The following is a 6,533-nucleotide window of genomic DNA, read 5'->3' on the forward strand; positions in this document are numbered from 1 at the left end:
CCCGGCCGTCCGAGGCGAACGCGGTGACGGCGGTCTCTCGGCCGTCCGAGGCGAACGCGGTGACGGCGGCCTCTCGACCGGCCGAGACGAACGCCCTGACGGCGCCCTCTCGGCCGACCGAGACGGGTGGTGGGTGGGCACAGGTCGGGGGGTCTGGGGGCGGAGCCCCCAGGGGCGTGTGCCCCCACAAAGCGGCAGCCCCGCTGACGGGGGAAGATCAACGGGGCTGCCGGGGTGTTGCCGCAATGGCTCAGTGGACGGAGTGCTCCTCCAGCGGGAAGCCCCCGCCGACGACGTCCTCCGCGAACTCCTTCACCGCGTTGCCCATGACCTCACGCAGGTCGGCGTACTTCTTGACGAACTTCGGCACCCGGCCCGAGGTCAGCCCGAGCATGTCGGTCCAGACGAGGACCTGCGCGTCCGTCTCCGGCCCCGCGCCGATGCCGACCGTCGGAATGTGCAGCACCCGCGTCACCTCGGCCGCCAGCTCCGCCGGCACCAGTTCGAGGACGACCGCGAACGCGCCCGCGTCCTGCACGGCCTTCGCGTCCCGCAGCAGCTGCTGTGCCGCCTCCTCGCCGCGCCCCTGCACGCGGTAGCCCATCGCGTTGACGGACTGCGGGGTCAGGCCGATGTGGGCCATGACCGGGATGCCGGACTCCACCAGCAGCCGGATCTGTTCGTGCGAGCGCTCGCCGCCCTCCAGCTTGACCGCGCCGACCCCGGCGTCCTTCACCAGCCGGGTCGCCGAGCGCAGCGCCTGCACCGGGCCCTCCTGGTAGGAGCCGAAGGGGAGGTCGCCGACGATCAGGGCGCGCTGCGTGCCGCGTACGACGGCGGCCGACAGCATGGTCATCTCGTCGAGGGTGACGGGCACGGTGGTCTCGTAGCCGAGGTGACAGTTGCCCGCCGAGTCGCCGACGAGGATCACCGGGATCCCGGCCTCGTCGAAGACGGACGCGGTCATCGCGTCGTAGGCGGTGAGCATGGGCCACTTCTCGCCCCGCTCCTTGGCGAGGGCGATGTCGCGGACGGTGATGCGGCGGGTGCCCTTCCCCCCGTACAGCGCCTTGCTGCCGTCGGAAGGCTTGTTCTGGGCAGCCGAAAGCTGCGTCATGGCAACGGCTCCTTCAGTCATCTCGAGGCGCCCTGACGGCGTCCCCGGATCGTCTCCATGGTGGCACCTCGTGCCAGTCAGGACCAGGGGGAGGTCCTGTGATCCAGGCCGTCCCCGCGAGACCAGAGCCCTGCACGTAATGGCTCGGTAAAGAAAATAAGATACGAGACCGTTCCGTATCGAAATGATCGTAGGCTCGGAGACATGACAAGTCCTGTCCCTGCCTCCCGCATACCGGAAGCGGTTCACCGGCGCCGTTGGGCGATCCTCGGCGTGTTGATGCTGAGCCTGCTCATCGTGGTGCTCGACAACTCGATTCTTAACGTCGCCATCAAGACCATCGCGACCCCGGCGCCGACCGGCCTCGGCGCCACCCAGAGCGAGATCGAGTGGGCGATCAACGCCTACACCCTCGTCTTCGCCGGGCTGCTGTTCACCGCCGGCCTCATCGGCGACCGGCTCGGCCGCAAGAAGGTGCTGCTCGGCGGCATCGCCGTGTTCGGTATCGGCTCCGCGCTCGCCGCCGAGTCCGGCTCGCCGAACCAGCTGATCGCCTACCGCGCGCTGATGGCCGTCGGTGCCGCCTTCGTCATGCCCGCCACCCTCGCCGTTCTCATGAACGTCTTCGAGCGCGAGGAGCAGCCCAAGGCCATCGGCATCTGGGCCGGCGGCGTCGGCCTCGCCATCGCCATCGGCCCGATCACCGGCGGCGCGCTCCTCGACCACTTCTGGTGGGGCTCGGTCTTCTTCGTCAACGTGCCCATCGTGATCATCGCGCTGGCCCTGATGGCCTGGCTGGTGCCCGACTCGCGCGACCCGAAGCCCGGCCGCCTCGACCCGATCGGCGTGGTCCTGTCCGTCGTCGGCCTGATCCTGCTCGTCTACGGCATCATCAAGGGCGGCGAGCTGGCCGACTTCACCGACCCCCAGGTACTGGCGACCATCGTCGCCGGACTCGTCGTCCTGACCGCCTTCGTCGTCTTCGAGAAGCGCAGCGACCACCCGTCGCTGGACGTCACCTACTTCAAGAACAAGGTCTTCTCGGCCGCCATGAGCGCCATCGCGCTGGTCTTCTTCGCGCTGATGGGCGTCACGTTCTTCGGCATCTTCTACACCCAGAGCGTGCGCGGCTACTCGCCGCTGGAGTCCGGCGTGCTGATGCTGCCGCTCGCCGTCGCCCAGCTGATCTTCGCGCCGCGCGCCCGGCTGCTGGTCGACCGGTTCGGCAACAGGGCCACCACCACCGCCGGTCTCGTGGTGATCGCGGCCACGCTGGCCGCGTTCGCCGGCTTCGAGGCCGACACGCCCATCTGGCTGCTGGAGGTCGTCTTCTTCTTCATGGGCACCGGCATGGCGCACATCATGACGCCGACCTCGGTCGTCATCATGCAGGCCCTGCCGCGTGAGAAGGCCGGTTCCGCCTCCGCGCTCAGCAACACCTTCCGCCAGGTCGGCGGCGCCCTCGGCATCGCCGTCCTCGGTTCGGTGCTCGCCACCTCGTACCGCAACGGCATCGAGGACAAGCTCGGCCTGCTGCCGCCCGGCCTGCGCGACACGGCGGGCGAGTCCATCGCGGCCACGCTCGGCGTCGCCGAGAAGCTCGGCCCGCAGGGCAAGGCCCTGGTCACACCCGCCAACGACGCGTTCCTGCACGCCATGCACATCACCGCCCTGTGCGGCACGGGCGTCGCGCTGATCGGCGCGGTGGTGACCGCCCTGTTCCTGCCGGGCAAGCCGCCGGCCGATCCACAGGAGAAGAAGGAACCGGAACTGGTCGCCGCGGCGGACTGACGCCGGCGAGCGGTTCCACGGGGGAAGGAGGCGGCTGCGGGACAATTCCCGCAGCACAGTGAGAGGACGGATCGACGTGAGCCTTGCCGACAGGCCGCCGCGCCCGGACAGCCCGGTGCGGGGTCGCCCGCGCAGCGAAGCCGTGGAACGCGCCATCATCGAGGGCGTGATGAAGCTCCTGGAGGAGGGCGTCCCCCTCGCCGAGCTCTCCATCGAGCGGGTCGCGCGCACGGCCGGAGTCGGCAAGGCCACCATCTACCGCCGCTGGAGCGGCAAGGAGGAACTCTTCGTCGACGTCGTGCGCGCCGCCGAACCCCCCGACCCGGAACTCCCCGGCACCTCCCTGCGCGACGACCTCGTCGTGCTGCTGGAGTCCCTGCGCCAGCGCGGTCTGGCCACCCGCTCGTCGGTGATCCTGCACAACGTGTACGCGCAGATGAAGAGCAGCCCGCGGATCTGGTCGGCGTACCACACCTGCGTGATAGGGCCCCGCCGCGAGCTGGTCCTGGACGTGCTGCGCCGCGGACGCGAGAACGGCGAACTCCGGGCGGACGTCGACCTGGAGCTGGCCAACGACATGTTCGTCGGCCCGATGCTCGTCCGCGCCGTCATGCGCCCGGACGCGGACCTGCCCGAGGGCCTGGCGGTGCAGATCGTCGACACGGTTCTCGAAGGCCTACGACCCGTCAGCTCGACAGCCTCGTAGCACCTATGTGCGCGTTTCGTCACAGACCACACCGGTCCCGGGGATAACCGGAACTCCCGCCCCCGGCCTGCTCGTCCTCGTCTTCCGTACGACCGTCACAGGACGGCGGGAACGGAGCCGATCATCCCCTAGGGTCGGATGAGTACGGGGGGACGAACGGTGTGCACGGCAGGCAGTGAGGCAGACGGTATGGCGCAGCAGGCGTACATGACGGAGACGGCGGGCGGCGGCTCGGAGCCCGAGCGACCGGGATCCCGGCTTCGACGTCTCGCGCACCGCCTGTTCGCCGGCTGGCGGAACGATCCGCGCATCTGGCGCCGCGGCATCGTACTGGCCGTGCTCGCGCTGCTGCTCGCCCTGGTGATGCTGGTGCACTCCCACATCCCGAACCGGGTGGGCAACCTCGGCAGTCTCACCGAGACCTTCCTGCCCTGGCTGGGCCTGGCCATCCCGGTCCTGCTGGTACTCGGTGCGGTCCGCAGGTCGGCGACCGCGCTCATCGCCGTACTGCTGCCGGCGATCGTGTGGCTCAACCTCTTCGGCGGGCTGCTCACCGACAAGTCGGGCAGCGGCGGCGACCTCATGGTGGCCACCCACAACGTCAACGCCGACAACCCCGACCCGGCCGCCACCGCCCAGGACGTGGCCGCCTCGGGCGCCGACGTGCTGGCCCTGGAGGAGCTGCCGGCCTCCGCCGTCCCCGTCTACGAGAAGGCGCTCGCGCCGACGTACGGCCACCACGCGGTGGTCGGCACGGTCGGCCTGTGGAGCAAGTACCCGATGACCGGCGTCGAGGCCGTCGACATCAAGCTCGGCTGGAAGCGGGCGATGCGCGCCACGGTCGCCACGCCCGAGGGCCCGGTCGCGGTCTACGTCGCCCATCTGCCCTCGGTGCGGGTGAAGATGGAGGCCGGGTTCACCGCCCGGCAGCGGGACAAGAGCGCCGACGCGCTCGGCGAGGCCATCGCCCACGAGCCCCTGAAGCGGGTCGTCCTGCTCGGCGACCTCAACGGCACGATGAACGACCGCTCGCTCAACGCCGTCACCTCGCAGCTGCGCTCCACCCAGGGCGCGGCCGGCAGCGGCTTCGGGTTCAGCTGGCCGGCGAGGTTCCCGATGGCGCGGATCGACCAGATCATGGTCAAGGGCGTCGAGCCGGAGAGCTCCTGGACGCTGCCGCGCACCAACAGCGACCATCTGCCGGTGGCGGCTCGTGTGAAGCTCGACACGTCGTCGTAACCCGCTGGAATACGGGGCCTGGGAGCCTTTGTTCCGTAGCTGAACTTATTATGTACGGACCTCCGCTCTCCCTGAAAGGCACAGGCCCTTCATGCCCCTGGCCCTGCTCGCACTGGCCGTCGGCGCTTTCGGTATCGGTACGACCGAGTTCGTGATGATGGGCCTGCTGCCCGACGTCGCGGACGACCTGGACATCTCCCTCCCCGCCGCCGGCCACCTGGTCTCGGCGTACGCACTGGGCGTGGTCATAGGCGCCCCCCTGCTGGCCGCACTGACCGCCCGCATGTCCCGCCGTACGGTCCTCATCGCGCTGATGGCCCTGTTCGTCGTCGGCAACGCGCTCTCCGCGTTCGCCCCCGGCAACGGCTCCCTGCTGGCCGCCCGCTTCCTCAGCGGCCTGCCGCACGGTGCCTTCTTCGGCGTCGGCGCGGTCGTCGCCACGGCGATGGTCCCGCCGGAGCGCAAGGCCCGCTCGGTGTCCCTGATGTTCCTCGGCCTGACCGTCGCCAACATCGCCGGCGTCCCCGCCGCCACCCTCATGGGCCAGCACCTCGGCTGGCGTGCGACCTTCCTGGCTGTGAGCGTGATCGGCCTGGCGGCCATCGCCTCGCTCGCCCTCCTGATCCCCCACGACCGAAAGCACTCGGCGACGTCGACGGGCCTGCGCGGCGAACTGGCGGCCCTGAGGTCCGTCCCGGTCTGGCTGGCCCTCGGTACGACGGTGGCGGGCTTCGGCGCACTGTTCGCGGCCTACAGCTACGTCACCCCGATGCTCACGGACACGGCGGGCTATGCGGAGACGAACGTGACCCTGCTCCTGGCCCTCTTCGGCGTAGGCGCCACGGCCGGCAACCTGCTGGGCGGCCGCCTGGCGGACCACTCACTGCGCGGCACCCTCTTCGGCGGCCTGGTGGCCCTGGCCGTGGTCCTGGTGCTGTTCCCGGTGCTGATGCGCGCGGAGTGGAGCGCGGCCCTCGCGGTGACCCTGCTCGGCATGGCGGCGTTCGTCACCGGCTCCCCGCTCCAGCTGATGGTGATGGAGAAGGCCGCGGCGGCCCCCTCCCTCGCCTCCTCGGCCAACCAGGCGGCCTTCAACCTGGCCAACGCCGGCGGCGCCTGGATCGGCGGCCTCGCCCTCGCGGCGGGCTTCGGCACGACCTCCCCGGCCCTCGCCGGCGCGGCCCTGGCGGTCCTGGGCCTGGGTGTGGCGAGCCTGGCGTACGCGGTGGACCGCCGCCGGGAGACTCCGTCGGCGGGCCGGGTGATCACGTCCCACGTGCCGGAGGAGTCGGGGGCGCTGCACCACTGACGCCGGGGGCCGGCAGAGAGAGCTAGGGTCTGTTGCGAAAGTGCTGGCCACAGCCGCTCGTTGAGGACTGCGACCAGCATAGTTGCCACTTGACGCACGGCAAGTTCCTCGCATCTCATGGCGGCAGCGCCACCGCGCAGGAGCTTCTGACACCCACTGGCGCTGCACCGTCGCAGCCATGATGATCTGAACCAGCCTTGACCTCAACCACACTTGAGGTTCTAGCTTAGCGATCACGACGACCGTAAGCACCCCGCAGCACAGCACCACCACGCTCGGCCAGCGGCCCATCGCCCTGGTCGCCTGGGGCGCCACCGAGGCGATCCTGCGGCACTCGCAGGCCGCCCTGGCACGCATCGACATGACCCAGC

At 70.4% G+C, this 6,533-nt stretch carries 5 protein-coding genes; 4 read left to right on the forward strand and 1 reads right to left on the reverse strand.

Annotated features, from left to right (window positions below):
* Positions 1 to 250: 250 nt before the first annotated feature.
* Positions 251 to 1,117: a 3-methyl-2-oxobutanoate hydroxymethyltransferase gene (gene panB, locus ACZ7DL_RS11910; RefSeq protein ID WP_470773556.1), complete on the reverse strand. Its 867-nt coding sequence runs from the start codon at positions 1,115 to 1,117 to the stop codon at positions 251 to 253.
* A 204-nt stretch (positions 1,118 to 1,321) separates the two neighbouring features.
* Here panB and ACZ7DL_RS11915 point away from each other — a divergent pair, with 204 nt between their 5' ends.
* The 4 genes from ACZ7DL_RS11915 to ACZ7DL_RS11930 all read left to right on the forward strand — a co-directional run bounded on the left by ACZ7DL_RS11915 (position 1,322) and on the right by ACZ7DL_RS11930 (position 6,162).
* Positions 1,322 to 2,908: an MFS transporter gene (locus tag ACZ7DL_RS11915; protein WP_470773557.1), complete on the forward strand. Its 1,587-nt coding sequence runs from the start codon at positions 1,322 to 1,324 to the stop codon at positions 2,906 to 2,908.
* Positions 2,909 to 2,984: 76 nt separating this feature from the next.
* On the forward strand, positions 2,985 to 3,614 hold the full coding sequence (locus tag ACZ7DL_RS11920) for a TetR/AcrR family transcriptional regulator (protein WP_470773558.1): 630 nt from the start codon (positions 2,985 to 2,987) through the stop codon (positions 3,612 to 3,614).
* A 189-nt stretch (positions 3,615 to 3,803) separates the two neighbouring features.
* Positions 3,804 to 4,853 (forward strand): endonuclease/exonuclease/phosphatase family protein, encoded by a 1,050-nt coding sequence (locus ACZ7DL_RS11925; protein WP_470773559.1) that lies wholly within the window; start codon positions 3,804 to 3,806, stop codon positions 4,851 to 4,853.
* 91 nt (positions 4,854 to 4,944) lie between these two features.
* A complete protein-coding gene (locus tag ACZ7DL_RS11930; protein ID WP_470773561.1) occupies positions 4,945 to 6,162 on the forward strand; it encodes an MFS transporter in 1,218 nt (405 codons plus the stop codon).
* Positions 6,163 to 6,533 lie beyond the last annotated feature (371 nt).

This window comes from Streptomyces sp. NPDC036984, from assembly GCF_055607665.1.